The organism is Flavobacterium sp. AJR, assembly GCF_002156885.1.
In the GTDB taxonomy this organism is placed as follows: domain Bacteria; phylum Bacteroidota; class Bacteroidia; order Flavobacteriales; family Flavobacteriaceae; genus Flavobacterium.
Map to the genome: position 1 here is coordinate 40418 of NZ_NCWQ01000001.1, position 18188 is coordinate 58605.

General features: G+C 32.1%; 21 protein-coding genes and 2 tRNA genes. 13 read left to right on the forward strand and 10 right to left on the reverse strand.

Translation table 11 applies throughout. The features are described 5' to 3' along the window. The gene (locus tag B8T70_RS00175; protein WP_086893519.1) at positions 1-438 is read right to left on the reverse strand and encodes a GNAT family N-acetyltransferase; all 438 of its coding nucleotides are present in this window, start codon (positions 436-438) and stop codon (positions 1-3) included. Between the two features lie 135 nt (positions 439-573). Here B8T70_RS00175 and B8T70_RS00180 point away from each other — a divergent pair. Together B8T70_RS00180 and B8T70_RS00185 are read left to right on the forward strand one after the other, a co-directional pair. Next, positions 574-646, forward strand: a tRNA-Gly gene (locus B8T70_RS00180). Positions 647-753: 107 nt separating this feature from the next. After that, positions 754-826 (forward strand) — tRNA-Gly (locus B8T70_RS00185). A 35-nt stretch (positions 827-861) separates the two neighbouring features. Here the strand turns inward: B8T70_RS00185 and pepE are convergent. Further along, a complete protein-coding gene (gene pepE, locus B8T70_RS00190; RefSeq protein ID WP_086893520.1) occupies positions 862-1569 on the reverse strand; it encodes a dipeptidase PepE in 708 nt (235 codons plus the stop codon). 155 nt (positions 1570-1724) lie between these two features. Between pepE and B8T70_RS00195 the strand changes: the two genes are divergently transcribed. The 7 genes from B8T70_RS00195 to B8T70_RS00225 all read left to right on the forward strand — a co-directional run bounded on the left by B8T70_RS00195 (position 1725) and on the right by B8T70_RS00225 (position 7740). Beyond that, positions 1725-2477 carry a hypothetical protein gene (locus tag B8T70_RS00195; protein WP_242667408.1) on the forward strand — a complete coding sequence of 251 codons (753 nt, stop codon included), beginning with the start codon at positions 1725-1727 and terminating at the stop codon, positions 2475-2477. Next, positions 2464-3192 carry a carboxypeptidase-like regulatory domain-containing protein gene (locus tag B8T70_RS00200; protein WP_086893522.1) on the forward strand — a complete coding sequence of 243 codons (729 nt, stop codon included), beginning with the start codon at positions 2464-2466 and terminating at the stop codon, positions 3190-3192. Before B8T70_RS00195 ends, B8T70_RS00200 begins: the two co-directional genes overlap by 14 nt. Next, complete coding sequence (locus tag B8T70_RS00205; protein ID WP_039114447.1) at positions 3182-3934, forward strand: hypothetical protein; 753 nt, start codon at positions 3182-3184, stop codon at positions 3932-3934. The genes B8T70_RS00200 and B8T70_RS00205 overlap by 11 nt, the downstream gene beginning before the upstream one ends. Further along, positions 3931-4440 (forward strand): DUF6702 family protein, encoded by a 510-nt coding sequence (locus B8T70_RS00210; protein ID WP_039114448.1) that lies wholly within the window; start codon positions 3931-3933, stop codon positions 4438-4440. Before B8T70_RS00205 ends, B8T70_RS00210 begins: the two co-directional genes overlap by 4 nt. Before the next feature lie 65 nt (positions 4441-4505). Then, positions 4506-6746, forward strand: coding sequence for a M1 family metallopeptidase (locus B8T70_RS00215; protein WP_086893523.1), 2241 nt, complete (start codon positions 4506-4508; stop codon positions 6744-6746). A gap of 104 nt (positions 6747-6850) precedes the next feature. Then, positions 6851-7177 (forward strand): twin-arginine translocase TatA/TatE family subunit, encoded by a 327-nt coding sequence (locus B8T70_RS00220; RefSeq protein ID WP_039114450.1) that lies wholly within the window; start codon positions 6851-6853, stop codon positions 7175-7177. Continuing rightward, complete coding sequence (locus B8T70_RS00225) at positions 7177-7740, forward strand: phosphatase PAP2 family protein (protein ID WP_039118472.1); 564 nt, start codon at positions 7177-7179, stop codon at positions 7738-7740. Before B8T70_RS00220 ends, B8T70_RS00225 begins: the two co-directional genes overlap by 1 nt. 114 nt (positions 7741-7854) lie before the next feature. Here the strand turns inward: B8T70_RS00225 and B8T70_RS00230 are convergent, their stop codons facing one another. The 6 genes from B8T70_RS00230 to B8T70_RS00255 form a co-directional block, all read right to left on the reverse strand. Then, on the reverse strand, positions 7855-8574 hold the full coding sequence (locus B8T70_RS00230) for a phytanoyl-CoA dioxygenase family protein (RefSeq protein ID WP_086893524.1): 720 nt from the start codon (positions 8572-8574) through the stop codon (positions 7855-7857). Positions 8575-8681: 107 nt separating this feature from the next. Then, the gene (locus B8T70_RS00235; RefSeq protein WP_039114454.1) at positions 8682-9323 is read right to left on the reverse strand and encodes an O-methyltransferase; all 642 of its coding nucleotides are present in this window, start codon (positions 9321-9323) and stop codon (positions 8682-8684) included. A gap of 116 nt (positions 9324-9439) precedes the next feature. Beyond that, entirely contained in the window at positions 9440-9772 is a 333-nt protein-coding gene (locus B8T70_RS00240) for a hypothetical protein (protein WP_039114456.1), read from the reverse strand. Positions 9773-10020: 248 nt separating this feature from the next. Beyond that, the gene (locus B8T70_RS00245; protein ID WP_039114458.1) at positions 10021-10572 is read right to left on the reverse strand and encodes a hypothetical protein; all 552 of its coding nucleotides are present in this window, start codon (positions 10570-10572) and stop codon (positions 10021-10023) included. Between the two features lie 5 nt (positions 10573-10577). Beyond that, a complete protein-coding gene (locus B8T70_RS00250; protein ID WP_086893525.1) occupies positions 10578-11957 on the reverse strand; it encodes a hypothetical protein in 1380 nt (459 codons plus the stop codon). Positions 11958-11962: 5 nt separating this feature from the next. After that, complete coding sequence (locus tag B8T70_RS00255) at positions 11963-12532, reverse strand: YceI family protein (protein WP_039114460.1); 570 nt, start codon at positions 12530-12532, stop codon at positions 11963-11965. A gap of 317 nt (positions 12533-12849) precedes the next feature. On the opposite strand from B8T70_RS00255, the gene rlmN reads away from it, so the two are divergent. Then, positions 12850-13899 (forward strand): 23S rRNA (adenine(2503)-C(2))-methyltransferase RlmN, encoded by a 1050-nt coding sequence (gene rlmN / locus B8T70_RS00260; RefSeq protein WP_086893526.1) that lies wholly within the window; start codon positions 12850-12852, stop codon positions 13897-13899. An 81-nt stretch (positions 13900-13980) separates the two neighbouring features. On the opposite strand, the gene B8T70_RS00265 is transcribed toward rlmN, so the two are convergent. Further along, positions 13981-14841: a hypothetical protein gene (locus tag B8T70_RS00265; protein WP_086893527.1), complete on the reverse strand. Its 861-nt coding sequence runs from the start codon at positions 14839-14841 to the stop codon at positions 13981-13983. Positions 14842-15093: 252 nt separating this feature from the next. On the opposite strand from B8T70_RS00265, the gene B8T70_RS00270 reads away from it, so the two are divergent. Continuing rightward, positions 15094-16071, forward strand: a complete 978-nt coding sequence (locus tag B8T70_RS00270) for a polyprenyl synthetase family protein (RefSeq protein ID WP_039114464.1) — start codon at positions 15094-15096, stop codon at positions 16069-16071. A 102-nt stretch (positions 16072-16173) separates the two neighbouring features. Here B8T70_RS00270 and B8T70_RS00275 read toward each other — a convergent pair whose 3' ends face one another. Continuing rightward, the gene (locus B8T70_RS00275) at positions 16174-16563 is read right to left on the reverse strand and encodes a hypothetical protein (RefSeq protein WP_086893528.1); all 390 of its coding nucleotides are present in this window, start codon (positions 16561-16563) and stop codon (positions 16174-16176) included. A 325-nt stretch (positions 16564-16888) separates the two neighbouring features. Here B8T70_RS00275 and B8T70_RS00280 point away from each other — a divergent pair, with 325 nt between their 5' ends. Then, positions 16889-17449: an RNA polymerase sigma factor gene (locus tag B8T70_RS00280; RefSeq protein WP_086893529.1), complete on the forward strand. Its 561-nt coding sequence runs from the start codon at positions 16889-16891 to the stop codon at positions 17447-17449. Further along, positions 17436-18146: a hypothetical protein gene (locus B8T70_RS00285; protein WP_086893530.1), complete on the forward strand. Its 711-nt coding sequence runs from the start codon at positions 17436-17438 to the stop codon at positions 18144-18146. Before B8T70_RS00280 ends, B8T70_RS00285 begins: the two co-directional genes overlap by 14 nt. Positions 18147-18188: the final 42 nt, after the last annotated feature.

Here is an 18188-nt window from a genome sequence, read left to right on the forward strand (position 1 = left end):
TTAAAGTTTTTTATACATTAACAGGTGTTTCCCAACATCTTTTATTTCAAAAATTGCACCAGTCTTTTGGTAGCCCATTTTTTCATAAAATCCAACAGCTTCGGTTCTGGCGTTAAACCATATTAGTTTACAATTATTGTTAATACAATATTCTTCACAGTAAATAACCAAAGCTTCCCCCAATCCTTTTTTTCTAAAATCGTCCAAAACGGCCATTCCTCGAATCTGCGATTGGAAATTTTCCGCAAAGGTAATATTAGAATTTCGGAATAGCGAAATAATTCCTACTAAATTTTTATCTTCAAATAAACCAAAGTGATGCGTTGTAGGTAAATCATCACCATCAAAGTGGCAGCTTTCTATAGGTTTTCCTTTTCGTAGAACAGGATTGCGTACTAAATAAGTTTCTTGGGCAGATATTTCTTGTATGTTTGACATAATTTTTAAAGAATAGTAAAGTTATAACTTTTTAGTTTTAAATATATTAAAGAATTTGTTTAAGATTTTTTGAAATTTTTGTAAAAAAAACTTGTTTTTAACTGGAGTTATTATCTATATTTGCACCACAGTAATGCGAAAGTAGCTCAGTTGGTAGAGCTCCAGCCTTCCAAGCTGGTTGTCGCGAGTTCGAGCCTCGTCTTTCGCTCTAAAGAAACCGAAATTGCAAATGTTTCGGTTTCTTTTAAAAAGAAAAAAATTTTGATTTTTATTTTTTAGAATGATTTAATTTTTTTATATTTGCACCCTGTTAATGCGAAAGTAGCTCAGTTGGTAGAGCTCCAGCCTTCCAAGCTGGTTGTCGCGAGTTCGAGCCTCGTCTTTCGCTCTTTAAAAAGCCGAAACTTAATAGTTTCGGCTTTTTTATTGCACATAATTCAAATCTGTTTGAGGTTCTAATTCTTCAGGCTCTTGATTTTGTCTAAAAAGACGAGCAGATAAATCCCCTTTCAAAATAATTTGATCTCCTTTTACGTCTAACCAGCTTCCTTCACGCAATCCTAAAACAGGAAGTGTATTAAAAGCATGGAATTCTTTTATTCTTGTTTCGCGAGTTTCACCCATATGTTTAGACTGAGAATCTGGATCTAAATAATGAGGGTTTAAGTTAAACGGAATTAATCCTAAAGTCTGGAAACTTGGCGGGTAGATAATTGGCATATCATTAGTAGTTTGCATTGATAGTCCACAAATGTTGCTTCCTGCGCTGGTTCCTAAATAAGGAGTTCCGTTTTTAACAGCTTCGGCAAGAACCGTCATAATGTTGTTTTTGTATAGTTGTGTTACTAATAAAAAAGTATTTCCGCCACCAGTAAAAATTCCTTCGGCATTGTTAATCGCTGTTGTAGCATCTTCAAATTCGTGAATTCCTTTTACTTTAATGTTTATTTTTTCAAAAGCTTGAGAAACAGTATTAGTGTATTGTTCATGCGAAATTCCTCCAGGTCTTGCAAAAGGGATAAAAAGAAGTGTTTTGCAGTTCTTAAAGTGCACTTGTAATTCGGGTAATAAATAATCTAAATAGCTGCCACCGTGAAGGGTAGAGGTGCTGGCAATAATGATGTTTTTCATGGATTTTGTAATGTTTTTTTGTTAAGTTAAAGATATTAAATAGTGCGTTTTAAAGCCGTAAAATAAAGGTTTAATTAACATATTTTTACCAAGTCGTTAATATTAAATTTAGATGACATTAAGATACTTTTACAGCTTATCCTTATAATGTTTTGATGAACAAGGTAGTATGTGTGTTTTTTGTTTTTCTAGCTAATAATCTTTTGGCTCAAGTTGCTGTTTCTCCTGTTTTAAAAGGAAAAATAGATGCTAATACAATGGATTTGGAGGGAATTTATGTGGTTAATTTAAGGACAGAAGCTTCTATAGTTACAGATAAGGAAGGTTCTTTTTCGATACCAGTCCAAACAGGCGATACGCTTATTTTTTCGTCGGTACAGCTTAAAGAACGTCGAATTGTTTTGACAGACGAAGATTTGGCATCGGCAAAGTTTGTGGTAAAATTGGAAACACTAGTGAATCAGTTGCGAGAAGTTATTATAAAAAGATACGATAATATTAATGCAGTTGCCTTAGGGATAATTCCTGCGGGGCAACGTTCTTATACAACTGCAGAGCGTAGGTTAAAAGGAGGAACTGATCTGGATGCTTCAGTAGGATTAGGAGGTTCAGTTGGTCTGGATCCTATAATAAATATGTTTTCAGGCAGGTCAAAAATGCTTAAAAAAGAACTTGCTGTAGAGAAAAAAGAAATCTTCATGAAGCTTTTGGAAAATATGTTTGATACAGATCACTTTGTACGAAAGCTTAGTATTCCGTTGGATTATGTAAAGGGATTTGAATATTTTGCAGTAGAAAATGAAAGTTTTACAAAGATTTTAAGCTCTAAAAACAAAACGACTACCGAATTCTTGCTAGGAGAACTAGCAGAGAAGTACAAAGAAATAATAGCACGTGAAAATAATTAATACCTTACTTTTATTTATTGTATCTTTATTCTTTCAAATTAGTTTTGGGCAAACTGTTGTTACAAAAGAAATTTTAGGAAGAATTACCGCCGACTCAAGTTCGGTCGAAGCTATAACAATAGTCAATAATACCACTCAGGAAACTACTATTTCGGATAATAAAGGGCAGTTTTCTATCGTTATCAAAGAAGGAGATGTGTTGGTTTTTTCGGCAGTAAATCTAGAACCGCTCCGAAAAAGAATTACAGCTAATGATTTGAAATTAGACTTGTTACTGGTAAAAATGGTTCCCAAAAACATAGAGCTAAAAGAGGTTGTTATAAATGAATTTTCAAACATAAATGCCGAAAATTTAGGAATCATACCTTATGGACAAAAGAAATACACACCGGCAGAACGAAAATTATACACAGCCAAGTCTACTATGACAGATGCACTCTTAAATAAGATATCTGGTCGGACCGCTATGCTGAAAAAAGAAGTAGCAGTAGAGAAAAAAGAGATGTTGTATTCAAAAATTGAATATCTTTTCGAAGAGAATTATTATACTGATAGATTAAAGATTCCGCTAGAGCATATAAAAGGGTTCCAGTTGTATTGCATAGATGATCCAGAGTTTGTAACTTCGTTGAATGCCAAAAACAAAACAATGAGTATGTTTTTAATAACAGGTTTGGCGCAAAAATATTTAACAATTATCGAAAATGAGAAATAAAATTGGAATATTGATCTTGAGTTTATTTTGTCAGTTGTGTATCGCACAAACTGGAACAAGAATGTCTTTACATGGAAGAGTAGTAAATGACTCGGTTGCCCTGGAAAGTGGTTATGTTTTGAATGTTAATACAAAAACAAGAACCTTTATTTCTTCAAACGGATTGTTTGATATATTGGCGAAACCAAAAGATACTTTGTTGTTTTCTAGTTTGGCTTTTCAAACAAGAAAAATGGTGCTGACAGAAAAGGAGTTTGCTGAACGCCTTTTAGTAGTGCGATTGGGGCTTAAAAATAATCAGTTAAAAGAAGTGGTTATTCCAAAAGGATTAAAAGTAAAATCACTGGATAAGAATACCCAGAAATATGTTGATATGCAATTTGAGGATGATAAACAGTCAACCCCAGAAAACAGTGTTTCTTATTCAGATCAAACCATAAAATACGGTACAGATTTCGTGAGGATATTTAAAGATGTTAAAAAGCTCTTGAATAAATCAGGCGAAAAAGAAGTTCCGGTAGACGATGTAGCTTTTACGCAATATGTAAGAGCAAATTTCAGTCCGTCATTCTTTGCTAAAACTTTAGAATTACAAGATGATGAGATTGATTTGTTCCTGATGTATTCTTCTAATGATCCTGTTTCAAAACAATATCTAAAACCAGAAGATAGATTTCAGTTAATGGATTTTTTAATTAATAAAAGTAAAGAATTCAAAAAAGTGAATGATATTAAAAAATGAGAAAAATTGTAGCTTACTCTTTAATAGGGTTATTGTTCCTATCATTATCATCATTTGCTTTTCATAAATTTTATGTTGGGGTATATCAAATAAATTATGCTCCCGAAAAAAAAATGCTTCAAATTACATCTCGAATTTTTATTGATGATTTAAATAATGGAGTAGAAAAAAAATATAAAATCAAGTCCAACATCGGCACAGAAAAAGAAACTGAAGCCGATGTTGCCCTTTTGAAAAAATATCTTGCTGAAAATTTTACTATTAAAGTAAATGGTCAGTCACGACCAATCACGTTTTTATCGAAAGAAGTTGAATCAAATGATGTTTTGGTTTGTTATTCCAGAATAAAAGATGTTGATAAAATTAAGAGCTTAGAAATTTCGAATACAATTTTGGTAGACTGGAATACCGAGCAACAAAATATTACACATGTTTCGGTATTAGGGAGCAAAAAGAGTGTGCTTTTTACAGAATCTTCAAGGAAAGAATTGTTAAAGTATGAATAAATGGAGATGAATATTTTTTTAATTGTTATTTTCACACCCTGACAAAAACTCCAAAAAACCAGTTTATGAGAAGAATATCATTTTTATTGTTTTTTCCTGCAATCATGTTTGCGCAGGAAAAAAATACCACACCAATAAAGCAACAAGGGAAGTACGATACTAACAAATTTAGTCAAATGTATGACTTATTGGCTACTCCCAATATGTTTCGTACAGCATCTGGAGCGCCAGGGCCAGCATATTATCAGCAACAAGCCGATTATAAAATTGATGTTGAGTTAGATGATAAAAATGCAAAATTAAGCGGGTCAGAAACAATTACATATTCTAATAATTCTCCAGATAATCTAGAGTATTTATGGTTGCAACTAGATCAAAATCAAGCTAAAAAAAACACACAAACTACATTAGCCGAGAGTGATAAAATTAATCAAGTTTTAGCAGTTGAAGGTTTTTCGAACAAATACCTAAAGGACGGACTTGAGCGAGGTTTTAATATTGAGTCTGTAAAAGATGCAAAGGGAAATCCGATGTCTTATACAATTAATGAAACCATGATGAGAATTAATTTACCTGCTCCTTTAAAAGCTGGTGAAAAAATTTCATTTTCTATTAAATGGTGGTATAACATTAATAATTACAGAAAAGACGGAGGCCGTTCAGGATATGAATTTTTTGAAAAAGACAAAAATAGATTATACGTAATTGCGCAATTCTATCCAAGAATGGCAGTTTATAATGATGTAGAAGGATGGCAGAATATGCAGTTTTGGGGAGGTGGAGAATTTGCTTTACCATTCGGAAATTTTGATGTTAATATTACCGTTCCAGCAGATCACGTAATGGAAGCCACAGGAGAATTAACAAACAGAAGTGAAGTGTTTACTCCAGAACAGGTAAAAAGATACGAGCTTGCTCAAAAATCATACGATAAGCCAGTTGTAATTGTTACACAAGAAGAAGCAGAGGCAACAGAAAAAGGATTTTCTGAAAAGAAAAAAACATGGAAATTTAGTGCTAAAAACGTACGTGATTTCGGGATTGCAACATCAAGAAAATTCATTTATGATGCAATGGCAGTAAAGCTTGGAGGTAAAACAGTTATGGCGGCTTCCGTATATCCAAAAGAAGCAAACCCACTTTGGGGAGAAACGTCAACAATAACAGTTGCACATACATTAAAAAGTTATTCATCACACACATTTGATTATCCTTATCCAAAAGCAGTTTCAGTTTCGGCAGAAGATCAAGGGATGGAATATCCAATGATTTGTTGGAATTTTGGTCGTCCTGATGAAAACGGAGTAACGAGCAAAGAAATAAAAAACGGAATGATTGGTGTAGTAATACACGAAGTAGGGCATAACTTTTTCCCTATGATTGTAAATTCCGATGAGCGCCAATGGAGCTGGATGGATGAAGGGTTGAACTCATTTTTAGAGTACTTGGCAGAGCAGGAGTTAGATCCTAATTTCCCATCAAGACGTGGTCCTGCAAAAAATATTGTTCCTTACATGAGTGGAGATCAAAAGTTTTTAGAGCCAATTATGTCAAACTCAGAGACGATTCACCAATTTGGTAATAATGCTTACGGAAAACCAGCTACAGGTCTTAATATTTTAAGAGAAGTAGTTATGGGAAGAGAATTGTTTGACTATGCTTTTAAAACATATGCAAACAGATGGAAATTTAAGCACCCAACACCAGAAGATTTCTTTAGAACGATGGAAGATGCTTCGGCAGTCGATCTAGATTGGTTTTTTAGAGGATGGTTTTACTCAACAGATTTTGTAGATATCGGAATTAAAGATGTAAAACAATATTATGTTAGCGAAACTGCTACAGCAGAGCTAAAAGATACTAAGATTAGAAAAGGACGTTTTGGTTTCGAAAAAGGACCTTTTGTATATTTAATTGCAAGCGATAACAAAGAATTAAAAGGATCTGATAAAAAAGCCTTAAAGGTTGATGATGTAAAATTATTATCAGATTATGTTGCGCAAACATTTAATGCAGAAGAAAAAGCAAATTTAAAATCACCTAAATATTTTTACGAAGTAGAGTTTGAAAAGCCGGGAGGAATGATCATGCCTATTCTTGTAGAGATTACTTATGAGGACGGAAGTAAAGAAGAATTTAAATATCCAGCACAAATCTGGAGAAAAAATAATGATACAGCCAAAAAAGTATATGCAACAGAGAAAGCTATAAAAAGCATTCAAATTGACCCAAAATTACTTACTGCAGATATTGACGTAACTAATAATGAATGGCCAAAAGTAGAGGTAAAATCAAAATTTGATTAAGCATAAAAAGATAAGAGACTCGTAAGGGTCTCTTTTTTTAAGTAAATTTTAAAACAGTAGGCTACAAAATTTAATATCTTTGTGGCACATAAAATAAAAAAGATATGTTTGGTATAGGAGGAGGAGAATTAGTTTTTATACTATTTGTAGTACTTATGCTTTTTGGTTCAGATAAAGTGCCAGAAATTGCTCGTACTATGGGGAAAGCAATGGCGCAACTTAAAAATGCGACCAATGACATTAAAAGCGAAATTCAAAAAGGCGCAGAAGCTAACGGTTTTGATGCGAAATCATTAGACAACATAACAGGCAATATTAATTCTGAAATAGAAAAAGCCAAAACTAATTTGTTAGGAGATGCTACAACGCAATTCGAAAAAACAAAAGAAGACATTGATACAATTACAGGCCCAATAAAACGTCAGATATAATGCTTGAAAAATTACAAGAACTCGATACTAATTTATTTGTTTATCTTAACGGTTTAGGTTCCGAAACTTACGACAAACTTTGGCTCGTAATTACGAATCAGGTAAATTGGATTCCACTTTTTTTGTTATTATTTTATTTCATTTATAAAAAATTAGGAACAAAACAGACCTTGTATCTATTACTTTTTATAGCAATTTTAATAACCTGTACAGACCAATTAACAAATTTGGTTAAAAATAATGTACAACGTTTAAGACCTTGTAATAACCCCGATATTAATTCGTTTATTCGAATTGTACAAGTTCGCTCATCATTCAGCTTTTTCTCAGGACATGCTGCTAATACAATGGCAGTAGCTACATTTTTGTATTTATTACTTAACAAACACTTTAAATATTTTGGACTCCTGTTTTTATGGCCATTAGTTTTTGCTTATAGCCGTATTTATTTAGGATTGCACTATCCGTTGGATATCCTTTGCGGATATTTAGCAGGAGCAACAATGGGATTCTTACTGTTTAAAATATACCAAAAAGTAAGAGCTAGGTACTTTCCAGTTTAAATTTCAGGAGCTTTTTCCAGCTGTACACTCTATCTTTTCCTGGCTAAAGGAGCCAGAAAAAGGATGCCGTTTCCATCTGGGCTAGAATTGTGTTTAAAAATTTAAAAGCTTTGATCAATTAAGCTTTGTTTTTTCGCTCCATTCCAATCCATTTGGTAATTCCAGATTACTAAATTCGATATGAATAACGCGTCTTCTCTCGTTATTAGTAGTCTTGTTAGAAGCATGAAAAAGCAAAGGTTTCATAATCATTATACCGCCTTTTTCGATTTCGCAAATTGTTTCCGTTTCATTTTTCAAGTCCATGTTTTCGACTCTCAAAATTCCTTTAGAATGAGAATTGTTAATCACTTTTAAAGCACCATTGTCTTTAGTAGTTTTGTCGATATGTATTCTTATTGTAAAATTATTTTCGAGAACCTCTTTGGGAGGTTGTACTGCAAACTGATTTTGTTTGGTAGTCCAATTTTCAAAATTTTCTATATCTAATTTTTTATCTACCGAAATAGTTAAATCTTGATGATAAGCAACAAACCAATTTGATTTTTCGGGTTTGTCAAAATATATTGATTTCGTTATAAAATAATTCTCCTCAAAGTTAGATTTGATAATATCCTTTAAGTTCTGATTAAAGATATAATCTAATGTCTCAGGAATTTCTTTGTGGAATTGTCTAATAGCAAATAAATCTTCAGATTTCCTAAAGGTTGTTTTATCCGTTTTGTTCTCAGTAACGTTTTCAATTATCGAAATCAATTTTTTAATTTCGTTTTCATCATAAACATTATCAATAATTGCAAAACCTTCCGAGTTTATTTCATTGCTGTAATTCATTTATTGCTGTTTTTTTCTGAACTACCTCTAGCTAAAGTAGAAGGTAATTGAGTCTTTGTTTAATAAAAAACTTAGAATCTTAGTGCTTCAATAACTTAGTAACTTTCTTAAAGTACTCGACTTACAGTTAGACCATCACGAATAGGTAATAAAACAGTTTCTACCCTTGGATCGTTCTTTAAGAGTAAGTTGTATTCTAAAAGAATTTTTGTGCTAATATCGTTTGGTTGTAATGGTTCTAAAACTTTACCACTCCATAAAACATTATCAGATAAAATGATACCTCCTTTATTCATTTTAGGAACAATCATTTCGTAATAATTAAGGTAGTTTTCTTTATCAGCATCGATAAAGACCAAATCAAATTTTACATCAATCGTAGGGATAATTGTTGTTGCTTCGCCCAAATGTTGGAAAATTTGTTTTCCCCAAGGCGATTGGTCAAAATATTTTCGTTGAAAATCTATTAATTCTTCTTTAATATCGATGGTGTGTAATTGCCCGTTTTCTTGCATGCCTTCGCATAAACATAAAGCAGCATAACCAGTATAAGTACCAATTTCGAGAATATTTACAGGACGTATTAACTTAGATAACATACTTAAAACACGCCCCTGAAAATGCCCGCTTAACATACGTGGTAATAATATTTTTTGGTAAGTTTCTTTGTTTAAACGTGCTAGTAATTCAGGTTCTCTTTCAGAGTGTTGTTCGATATAATCTTCTAAGTCTTGTGATATAAAATGCATGATGAGTAAAGTCTAAATTTTTGAAACACAAAAATACAAAAATATCTACTACACTTTTTAGCATAAAAAAAACCATTCGTCGTGACGAATGGTTTTAATTTTCATGACAATGAAAATTATTTTTTTAAAGCATCATTAACTTCTTTGGCTGTTTTTACAGTTCCGTCTTTTGCAGCTTTTGCAGCATTTTCTACTTTTTTAGCCCCTTTTTCTGTAGCGTCTTTTACATCTTCAGCAGCTTTTTTAGTAGCATCTTTTACATCTTTGGCAGCATCTTCAACTTTAGTTACGGCTGTATCTTTTACTTCTTTAATGTCAGTAGTTAATGAGTCTACTTTGTTTCCAAGCGTTAATTCATCTTCTGTTGGTTTTGGCTCTTCTTTTTTACATGACTGAACAGCTAAACTTAATAAGGCAACTAATGCTAAACTTAAAATTTGTTTTTTCATAATGAATTAATTTTTTTAGGTTGATAAAATTTAACGTTTATAGAGCTGAAAAATAAAGATACACATTTTAAAATGATTGCGCGCTTTGTAATATTATTTTCCCTTTGAGAGAAAAACAATTCTCGTGCCAAGTTTTATATTCGGAAAGATTTAGGAAAAAGTTTTTTAAAATCAAAAAGGTACCCATATAGAGTACCTTAAAAAAACATGATAATATTTTGAAAAGAAATGATGAGTTTTTCCACTCACTAGTTTTTGTACAAACTAAAATTAATAACAATATCATCTTTTACTTTAATTAAACCAGCCATCTTTACGGGAGGTGCTAATTCAATATCTGAGAACTTTAAATTAAGAGATCCTTCGATTTTTTTATCAGTGGTATATAATATGAAATCTTTGTATTTCAGGGTTTTATTTGTGATGTAAAAAGCCAGCGTACATTTGTAATTTTTGCCACTAGGTTTTATGTCTGTAATATACACAATACTGTTAGGGAAGGTTTTTATCTTTACAGTTCCTTGTAAATCTTTTGTCATTATTTTGTTTCCGCAATCAAAATTTGACATCTTGATTTCAGTATTAAATGCATTTTTTTTTGTTGAATTTAAATAAATGGTATCTTTTTTAGGGAAGATATTGGAGCAATTGTAATTGCCGACAGTTGATACTCCTGTAATTTCTATTTTTATTTTATTTATTATTAAAACAGTATCATCTGTTAAAAAAGTGGGTTTAGCACTTCCCAGGGAAAGAAAAATTACTAAACCCAAAATTAAAATTAGAAATCTATTTTTCATTTTATTTAGAATGAAATTGTTGCTTCAAACATTAGTCCTTCAAATTTTCCTCCGTAAAAGTCATTTGGCATTGAAACTCCGCCTACATTTCCAAATTGTTGGTAGTTTTTGTAGTTCTGTTGCACGTATGAAAGTTTTGCTAAAATGTTTTTAGTCATAAACCAACCTGCAGCAGCTTCAAATCTATTTACTTGTACAGCATCAGCATCAGAGTTACGTAGTTTTCCGTCGACTAAATTGTATTTAGCACCAACATATAGATTTTCATGATTTCCAAAACGATAAACTATATCTCCAACATATTGATTGACATTACGAGTATCATCTGTTCCTTTATAGTCACCTCCTGAAGCAAATTCTAAAGTACCGAAGAATTCAAATCCTTTATATTTTATAAACGGGTTAATCATGTAAGAAGTGGCCCAGTTTCCGAATCCAGGATTAAATCTACCAGTGTCTTTATTACTCTCTGAATCTAAAATATTTGAACTTGGGTAACCTATCGTTCCGGCGTGCGTCATTACGCTATAAAAACGACTTCCTGCTCTATCAGAACTATATAAGTTTCCGCTAGAATTTGCTGTATGATAGTAAGATCCAGTAAGTCTGATTCTTAAATCACTGTCAATTTGTTTGTCCCAACCTAATTTAGCTAAGATTGTAGGGCTAATAGTTGTATTTTGATCCGGAGCAAGTTCTGTAGCTGTTCCAGGAATAACTTCTTGTACGTTTTGATTTAATTTAGAGTTTGTAACTCCAATCATACTTACAAAACCGCTTCTGTTATAATATATTTCAGCCCCCATTTCGGTAGTAAAAGCATCCATGATATTGTTTCCAATAAAAGGGTTTGTAATCGTATAAGCATTGTTACTTCTTCTAAAATGCGCATCACCATAGTTGTTTTCCATTTGACCTATTTTGATGGTGGTATATTTCATAACATCTTCAAGAAGCCCTTTTTTAATGAAATCTAATTTGTCAATTTGCAAGTATCCACCTTGTACCCAGGTTTCATGATGGTGTCTGGAAGCAAGATATATGTCTAAGTTTACACGTACCCCATCTGCTAATTGTGCGCCTATTGTCATATTAGCATTTGGTAAATTAAAGTCGTTAGTTAGATTGTTTAATCTGTATTCGGCATTTGCTCCGGTTAAGTTTCTTTGGTCATTGAACGAATTCAAGGCCTGAAATTGCAAGGCAAATGCACCGCCCAGATCAACACTAATGCCTTTGTAAGCAGCGGTATCTTTTTTGACATCAAATACATTGATGGCCCTCTGGTCACGAGGAATTTGATTCTGCATATGTCCAAAACTTAGCTGTGCATTTGCAGCAATCGTGCTTGTTAATGCTATAAATAGTAGATAGATTTTTTTCATGATTATTATAAATTAAAGTTTAAATTGAATTTTATGGTTAAGTTTTCTCCAGTTTTAATCGTTCCTAATAATGCAGTTGGAGATTTCATTCCAAATTCAGTAAAAGTGATTTTGTTGCTGCCTTGTAAGGATACCGCATCTTTGGTAACTGTAGTTTTTACTTGTGTTTTTATTACTTTGCTTACTCCGGCTATGGTGTAAGTTCCAGTAAGTTCCCATGTAGTTTCATTAATTTTTTCGGCAGATTTTAAAACATATTTAATGTTTTTGAATTTGTCTGTTTTTAAAGTTTTGTACGCCACCTTATCCATACTAGTTTTCTCGCTTTTAATGCTCTCTGCGGGTAGGGTAATATCAATACTGTTGATGCTAACTAATTTTGAATCTGCGATAGTGAAATTAGCTGTTCCTGTTTTTGAGTCAGATTTCATTTCCCAATCATGCATTGTAGATGTTCCAGAAACAGAGTAACTAGTTTTTGCGTCTAGTGTGTAGTTTTTTTGAGCATTTGATGACAATACGATTCCGAAGAAAAGCACTGTTGAAAGGAATAATTTGTTTTTTGGTAATTTCATTTTTCTGAGTATTAAATTGTTATCGGAAAGTTTGATTTGTAGCTTTTAAATTATATTTATGAGCAACTAATCGTGGTATTTGTTTGAGTCAAATTTAACACACATAAAGAGCTCTTTAGATGATATAAATCATTGTTAAAATTTTATTAAAGCCCTATCTATAGCTACAACGATGTAGTATAATCGATGTTTTTTAGGGTAAGAAATTACATGGTTTTTTACGGATATAATTGCCTTTATTTTAGATTCTATTATCGGTTTTAGATTATATCTTATAGTCGATTAAAAATGAGCAAATACTTTAGTAACTTTGCAGCATGCAAATGGAGAAAAAAGACATACGAGCCTTATCAAAAGAGGAATTGCGCGATTTTTTTGTCGCTAATAATGACAAAGCTTTTCGCGGAAATCAAGTTTACGAGTGGTTATGGAGTAAAGGAGCACATAGTTTTGATGATATGACCAATGTTGCCAAGGCAACACGTTCTATGCTCGAAGATAATTTTGTTATCAATCATATTAAGGTTGATACAATGCAACGCAGTAGCGATGGTACAGTAAAGAATGCTGTACGCTTATATGACGGATTAGTTGTAGAGTCGGTTTTAATACCAACCCAAACAAGAACTACGGCTTGTGTATCTAGCCAGGTAGGTTGTAGCTTAGATTGTAATTTTTGCGCAACAGCGAGATTAAAAAGAATGCGAAATCTAGAACCTGCAGAGATTTATGATCAGGTAATAGCTATAGATAAAGAAAGTCGTTTGTATTATAATCATCCGCTATCAAATATTGTGTTTATGGGAATGGGAGAACCACTCATGAATTATAACAATGTTATGAAAGCTATCGATATGATTACCTCTACAGAAGGATTAGGGATGTCACCAAAACGTATTATGGTATCGACATCGGGAATTCCTAAGATGATTAAAAAAATGGCGGATGATGATGTTAAATTCAAATTGGCGGTTTCATTACACTCGGCAATCGATGAAATCCGTTCTCGAATCATGCCTTTTAGTAAAAACTTTCCTTTGGCAGATTTACGAGAATCATTAGAATACTGGTACAGAAAAACCAAATGCAAAGTTTCATACGAATACGTAGTTTGGAAAGGAATTAACGACGATAAAGCATCGATTGATGCCTTGGTAAAGTTTTGTAAATACATACCATGTAAAGTCAACCTTATCGAATATAATCCAATCGATGATGGAGAGTTTCAGCAAGCTTCAGAAGAATCGATTAATGCGTACATAAAAGCATTAGAAAACATAGGGATTGTGGTAAAAGTACGCCGAAGCAGAGGAAAAGATATTGATGCTGCTTGTGGACAATTGGCCAATAAAGAAGCAGAAGTTTAGAATTACTTTAGTATAAAAATAAAAAAGCATTAAAAACGAGATTACCACTTGTTTTTAATGCTTTTCTCTTTATAAATCAGCTTATTTTTTTAAATGAATTTCTTCCGAAACGCCATCTCTTGTAACAACAGCAAGGTCATCACAATCACCATTTCCAAAATCAATTAAAGCCTTAGCTTCATTTTTAGTAATAGAAATAGAACCTTTTACAGGGAATGGTTTTTTGCATACCATAGAGAATTCTAGAGGAAGTATAATTTCGGTCGAAATTTTATCACCATTAGGGAACGTAGTTTCTCCAGTACCAGTGATAATAAAAGTGTTGTCATCCCAATTAAACCAAGTGTCGAAACCAGCAATCATTTCCTTTATTAAAGTACCAGTTCGTTTGTAAATTTTCCCATCTTCAAATGTAATTGTCATGTCGATTGCCGAAGTAGATACAGGGTGAACAGTTGCTAATAAAGCAGTTGCTTTTTGTGTTAGGCTTATGCTTTTGCTACCTTGTATTTTATTACCATTGTGGTAAAAGTTCTCAAAACTGTATGTGATTGTATGTTCAGAGCTTGAGAAATCATTTGTAAACGAAATGGTAATTTTTCCTTTCAATGTATTTCCATTAGATAAGGTACAACCTTCAGTGCCAAAATCGATAGTTCTTGTCCATGTATTGTCTGTTAATACAGTTGTAATGACGGCACATTCTGGTAAAAAGCTTTTAATAACTCCAGTTGCTTTTCGGGAACTGTTTTGTTGTGCGCCAAATTGGTCTTCTGCAATATTTGAAACATCATCAATCGATGCATCAATTTTTGAGTTTGTAGCTATTTCATCGTTTGAAATAGTTTTAGATGAAACATCTTGTCTTGTTTCATCTGAATTACAACTAATGAAAAACGAAAAAGTTGCAATGGCTCCCAATAATAAAATCTTTGTTTTCATAATAAGTAATTTAGATTTCTTGTAATTAATGAATTAAATTAAAGTGGAGATTATATTGTAGATTTTGAGTTAATGCTATTTTATAAAGGGGAAATAAAATAGTAACGACACAATTAGACTATGCTAATAATGAGCTTTCGAGTAAATAAGGTTTACTTGAATGTGAATAGTGTATAAAAAGTTACAAATGTTGATATACTTCTATAAAATAGACAACGTTTTTTTATTTAAAATAGTATATTTGGAATCGAAATGAATATTACCTCACAAATAAAGCAGCCCATTTTTAACGAAATGGAACTTTTTGAAAAAAAGTTCCATGAATCGATGACTTCAAAGGTGGCTTTGCTTAACAGAATTACCTATTATATCGTAAATCGAAAAGGAAAACAAATGCGACCTATGTTTGTTTTCTTGACAGCAAAAATGGTTTCAGAAGGAATCGTGAACGAACGTACTTATCGAGGAGCATCGGTTATAGAGTTAATTCATACTGCTACTTTGGTTCATGATGATGTTGTAGATGATAGTAACCGTCGTCGTGGTTTTTTCTCTATCAATGCACTTTGGAAAAATAAAATAGCTGTTCTGGTTGGAGATTATTTACTATCAAAAGGATTGTTACTTTCTATAGATAACGGTGATTTTGATTTACTTAAAATAATATCTGTTGCTGTACGCGAAATGAGCGAAGGCGAATTACTTCAGATAGAAAAAGCAAGAAGACTAGATATTACCGAGGATGTTTATTATGAAATTATCCGAAAAAAGACAGCGACACTTATTGCTGCTTGTTGTGCACTTGGCGCAAAATCGGTTATAGAAGATGAAGTTCAGGTAGAGAACATGCGTAAATTTGGAGAGCTTATAGGAATGGCTTTTCAGATAAAGGATGATTTATTCGATTATAGCGAAGAAGCTATAGGTAAACCTACCGGAATAGATATTAAAGAGCAAAAAATGACTTTGCCTTTAATTCATGTTCTAAATAACTGTACCTCTAAAGAAAAAAGCTGGCTTATTAATTCTATCAAAAACCATAATAAAGACAAAAAGCGTGTAAAAGAAGTTATTGCTTTTGTAAAAGATAATAATGGTTTGGCTTACGCCGAAAATAAAATGGTAGAATTTCAGCAAGAAGCACTCTCACTACTCAATAATTATTCAGATTCAGAATTCAAAGCAGCCTTGACTTTGATGGTGAACTACGTTATCGAAAGAAAAAAGTAAGGATTAAATTTTATTTTTTCTTTGTTTTCTTTTTCGATGGAAGTGAAAATTCTTGTGCTGGTACCGTTATATATTCGACTATATTTATTCTTGATCCCAGATTTAAATTAATTTCCTGAATTTGGCAATCGCTAAGATCGATTTTTTCAATTTTGAATTTCCCATAAGATCTTTTGAAAATAATATGGAGTAAACACCTCTTTCAATATTAATATCGAAAAGCCCGTCATCATTTGTTTCATAAAAGCTTGTGATTTTAGAAGATAAATTTGTCAAAGATATCTCTACGCTTTCAACGCTGCGTAATTGACGATCAAAAGTTTTACCTTTAATTTTAGCCAAACCAGTATTCGAATATCCAATGCTTTTATTCTCCACTTTTATTGAATCTGCTTTTTCTTCTTTAGAAAAGCCAGTGATTGCTTTATTCTCATTTTGAGAAAAAAGTAATACTGAAAAAAGACAAAAAATTGAGCTTAATATTATTTTCATTGTAATTTGGTTTCTTGCTAAAATAGGAAATATAATCTATTCAGAAATTAACTAAGTATATGCGGACCAGGAAATAGAGGTTGGTCTGAAATACTTACTATCTTTAATTCTCCTTAAGTTTGTATCAAATAAAAAATAATTATAAAATTAACTAAATAAAAAAAAACAGGTTTATTTGTTTGTAAATCAGTATTTTATTTGTTTTTTTTTTGGAATTTGTAATTTATTTTTTGATTTTTTTTCAACCCAGATGCAACCATTTCGAAATGACAATCGTCTATGCTAATAGAAGACCATTGCAAAACCAAAAACCGAAAGCTTATTAATGAAAATTATTCATTTACATCAAGAAGAAACCGAAATTATAAAGTTGGCTGTCGAAAATAATCGGCAAGCACAACAGCAAATATACAGTCGGTTTTCACCAAAGATGTTGAGTGTTTGTCGACAATATATTAAAGACATTCAACTAGCAGAAGATGTAATGATAACATCATTTATGAAAGTCTTTGTAAACCTTAATAAATTTGAAAATAAAGGAAGTTTTGAAGGATGGATTCGAAGGATAATGGTAAATGAATGCATCTCTTATCTACGGGTTCAAAAAAAGGTGAAATTTATAGAAGATGAAAATTATACTGAAGAGAGTTTTAATGGTATCGAAAGTCAATTATCTACAGATCAAATTCAGTTTTTAATAGATAGCTTACCAGATGGTTATAAGATGGTTTTTAATCTTTATGCTATCGAGGGATATAAGCACAATGAAATTGCAACGATGCTGGGGATTAATGAAGGAACGTCAAAGTCACAATTATCACATGCTCGCAAAATGCTGCAAAAGCAAATTACTACATTAAAAAAACAAGAAAATGGAACCGAATAAATTAGAAAAAGAGTTTCGTGAAAAACTAAATGAAAGAGAAATCAATCCTAGTAATAATGCTTGGGATAGATTAGATGCGATGCTGAATGTTGCCGAAGAAACTAAGCCAAAACGAAAATACACCTGGATGTATGTTGCGGCAGGTTTTATCAGTTTCTTATTGATAAGCACGATTTATTTTAGTCAAAGAGAGGCTCCAGTTAATAACCTGAATGATACAGTGGTTGTTAAAGAAGAAGTAAAAGATTCTGTCGCTAAACCAAATAAGCCAGAAGATAAAATAATCTTGAGCCCTTTAAATACAGATGCAGTTGTAATAAAGGAGACAAAGAAAAATAGTGAAGAAAAAAATGAAAAAGTAAATCAAAATCAAGTAGCGGAGCGTTCAATCATCAAAGAAATCAATAACGAGAATTGGAAAAACAATCAAAAAACAGAATCAAAAATCAATCAAACCGCAATCGCAGATAATTCAAAAAGTGCAACTGTAGATCAATTACTGACTTCGGCAGAAAAAACTTTAGTAATGGGGAAAACAGATCAGCAAAAAGCTAAAGTTAAGGTAAATGCTAATGAGTTACTTTCTCAAGTCGATGGAGAGTTAGAGCTTTCATTTAGAGAAAAAGTAATTAATAAAGTCAATAAAAATTACCAAACTGTAAAAGTAGCTTTGGGAAACAGAAATGCTGAAGAATAGCTATTGCAATAATCAAAATTAAAATCATCATCAATCAAAAAA

Excerpts from the sequence above, each read along its gene's own strand:
- B8T70_RS00215 (WP_086893523.1), top strand. The coding sequence starts at position 4,506 with ATGAGAAGAATATCATTTTTATTGTTTTTTCCTGCAATCATGTTTGCG.
- B8T70_RS00255 (WP_039114460.1), bottom strand. The coding sequence starts at position 12,532 with ATGAAATTACCAAAAAACAAATTATTCCTTTCAACAGTGCTTTTCTTC.
- B8T70_RS00285 (WP_086893530.1), top strand. The coding sequence starts at position 17,436 with ATGGAACCGAATAAATTAGAAAAAGAGTTTCGTGAAAAACTAAATGAA.
- B8T70_RS00230 (WP_086893524.1), bottom strand. The coding sequence starts at position 8,574 with ATGAATTACAGCAATGAAATAAACTCGGAAGGTTTTGCAATTATTGAT.
- rlmN (WP_086893526.1), top strand. The coding sequence starts at position 12,850 with ATGCAAATGGAGAAAAAAGACATACGAGCCTTATCAAAAGAGGAATTG.
- B8T70_RS00240 (WP_039114456.1), bottom strand. The coding sequence starts at position 9,772 with ATGAAAAAACAAATTTTAAGTTTAGCATTAGTTGCCTTATTAAGTTTA.
- B8T70_RS00245 (WP_039114458.1), bottom strand. The coding sequence starts at position 10,572 with ATGAAAAATAGATTTCTAATTTTAATTTTGGGTTTAGTAATTTTTCTT.
- B8T70_RS00235 (WP_039114454.1), bottom strand. The coding sequence starts at position 9,323 with ATGCATTTTATATCACAAGACTTAGAAGATTATATCGAACAACACTCT.
- B8T70_RS00210 (WP_039114448.1), top strand. The coding sequence starts at position 3,931 with ATGAGAAAAATTGTAGCTTACTCTTTAATAGGGTTATTGTTCCTATCA.
- B8T70_RS00280 (WP_086893529.1), top strand. The coding sequence starts at position 16,889 with ATGAAAATTATTCATTTACATCAAGAAGAAACCGAAATTATAAAGTTG.
- B8T70_RS00265 (WP_086893527.1), bottom strand. The coding sequence starts at position 14,841 with ATGAAAACAAAGATTTTATTATTGGGAGCCATTGCAACTTTTTCGTTT.
- B8T70_RS00195 (WP_242667408.1), top strand. The coding sequence starts at position 1,725 with ATGAACAAGGTAGTATGTGTGTTTTTTGTTTTTCTAGCTAATAATCTT.
- B8T70_RS00205 (WP_039114447.1), top strand. The coding sequence starts at position 3,182 with ATGAGAAATAAAATTGGAATATTGATCTTGAGTTTATTTTGTCAGTTG.
- B8T70_RS00175 (WP_086893519.1), bottom strand. The coding sequence starts at position 438 with ATGTCAAACATACAAGAAATATCTGCCCAAGAAACTTATTTAGTACGC.
- pepE (WP_086893520.1), bottom strand. The coding sequence starts at position 1,569 with ATGAAAAACATCATTATTGCCAGCACCTCTACCCTTCACGGTGGCAGC.
- B8T70_RS00225 (WP_039118472.1), top strand. The coding sequence starts at position 7,177 with ATGCTTGAAAAATTACAAGAACTCGATACTAATTTATTTGTTTATCTT.
- B8T70_RS00220 (WP_039114450.1), top strand. The coding sequence starts at position 6,851 with ATGTTTGGTATAGGAGGAGGAGAATTAGTTTTTATACTATTTGTAGTA.
- B8T70_RS00250 (WP_086893525.1), bottom strand. The coding sequence starts at position 11,957 with ATGAAAAAAATCTATCTACTATTTATAGCATTAACAAGCACGATTGCT.
- B8T70_RS00275 (WP_086893528.1), bottom strand. The coding sequence starts at position 16,563 with ATGAAAATAATATTAAGCTCAATTTTTTGTCTTTTTTCAGTATTACTT.
- B8T70_RS00270 (WP_039114464.1), top strand. The coding sequence starts at position 15,094 with ATGAATATTACCTCACAAATAAAGCAGCCCATTTTTAACGAAATGGAA.